This is a genomic window from Kitasatospora sp. NPDC004614, from assembly GCF_042873675.1.
Lineage (GTDB): Bacteria > Actinomycetota > Actinomycetes > Streptomycetales > Streptomycetaceae > Kitasatospora.
On the sequence record NZ_JBIALR010000041.1, the window covers coordinates 1 to 1,299 of the forward strand.

Here is a 1,299-nt window from a genome sequence, read left to right on the forward strand (position 1 = left end):
GGTGGTTTCTAGCGATCGTTGCAACACGTGGTCGGTTGTCTAGGCCACGAGGAGTTTAGTCAGACGCTCGGCTGGGGTTTCCCAGCCGAGCGTTTTGCGTGGGCGGCGGTTGAGCTGGTCGGCGACGAAGGCCAGGTGCTCCGGGGTGTGGACCGACAGGTCTGTGCCCTTCGGGAAGTACTGCCGCAGCAGGCCGTTCGTGTTCTCGTTCGAACCGCGCTGCCAGGGACTGGCGGGGTCGCAGAAGTAGACCGGGATATCGGTGGCGAGCGAGAACTCACCGTGCCGGGCCATCTCGCTGCCCTGGTCCCAGGTCAGGGACCGCTTCAGCTGGACCGGGAGCGTGCGGGCGGTGGCCACCAGGGCGTCCCGCACGGTCTCGGCCGTGTGGTCGACGGGCAAGTGCAGCAGCATCACATAGCGGGTCGCGCGCTCGACCAGGGTGCCGATCGCGGACTTCTGGTCCTTGCCGATGATCAGATCGCCCTCCCAGTGGCCAGGGACGGCCCGGTCCTCGGCCTCGGCGGGCCGCTCGCTGATCATGATCATCGGGTCGGCGAAGCGGGGCTTGCGGCAGTTGGCCTGCCGCTGGGGCCTGCGACGGGCCCGGCCGCTGCGCAAAGCGCCGGCCAGCTCGCGCCGCAGCTGGCCGCGGCCCTGGACGTAGAGCGCCTGGTAGACGGTCTCGGGAACCACGTGCATCTCCGGCCGGTCGGGGAACTGTGCCCGCAGAGCGTGGCATATCTGCTCCGGACTCCACCGCTCGTCCAGCATTGCCTGCACCGCGGCCCGCAGCTCCGGGTTCGACAGGATCTTGCGGGGCTTGGGGCGGGGCCGACGGGCGTCGGCCCGCGCCTGGGCCGCGTACGGGCGGTAATGGCCGCTGTCGGGGTGACGGTTGCGGCGGATCTCCCGGCTGATCGTTGAGGGGCTGCGGCCCAGCTCGGCGGCGATCGCCCGGACTGTCGCCTTCTCGCGGAGCCGGTCAGCCAGGTGAATGCGTTCGGCCTCGCTCAGATACCGGGACGACGAGGAGGGCGGCGCCGCCGGCCGGGCCGGCGGCGCCGCCTTGTTCCTGCCGGACGCGTTGCGCCCGTTGCGCCAGCGCCTGCCGGTCTTGGGGTTGATCCCGACGATCCGGCAGGCCTGGTCGTTGCTCGCACCTTGCTTCACGAGCCGGAAGTATGCGGCTCGCTCCGCGGAGAGCTTCCGCCGCCCCTGAGGGCTCCGGTCCTCGCGGATCTCGAAGGTCATCGCGTCCCCTGAGCTGGGGTGTTGCAGCAACCACTAGAACCCAAG

The 1,299-nt window shown here is 70.2% G+C and carries 1 protein-coding gene; it reads right to left on the reverse strand.

The genetic code is table 11. The features are described 5' to 3' along the window. Positions 1-39: 39 nt before the first annotated feature. On the reverse strand, positions 40-1,254 hold the full coding sequence (locus ACFYST_RS36490; protein ID WP_387868757.1) for an IS30 family transposase: 1,215 nt from the start codon (positions 1,252-1,254) through the stop codon (positions 40-42). Positions 1,255-1,299 lie beyond the last annotated feature (45 nt).

Excerpts from the sequence above, each read along its gene's own strand:
- ACFYST_RS36490 (WP_387868757.1), bottom strand. The coding sequence starts at position 1,254 with ATGACCTTCGAGATCCGCGAGGACCGGAGCCCTCAGGGGCGGCGGAAG.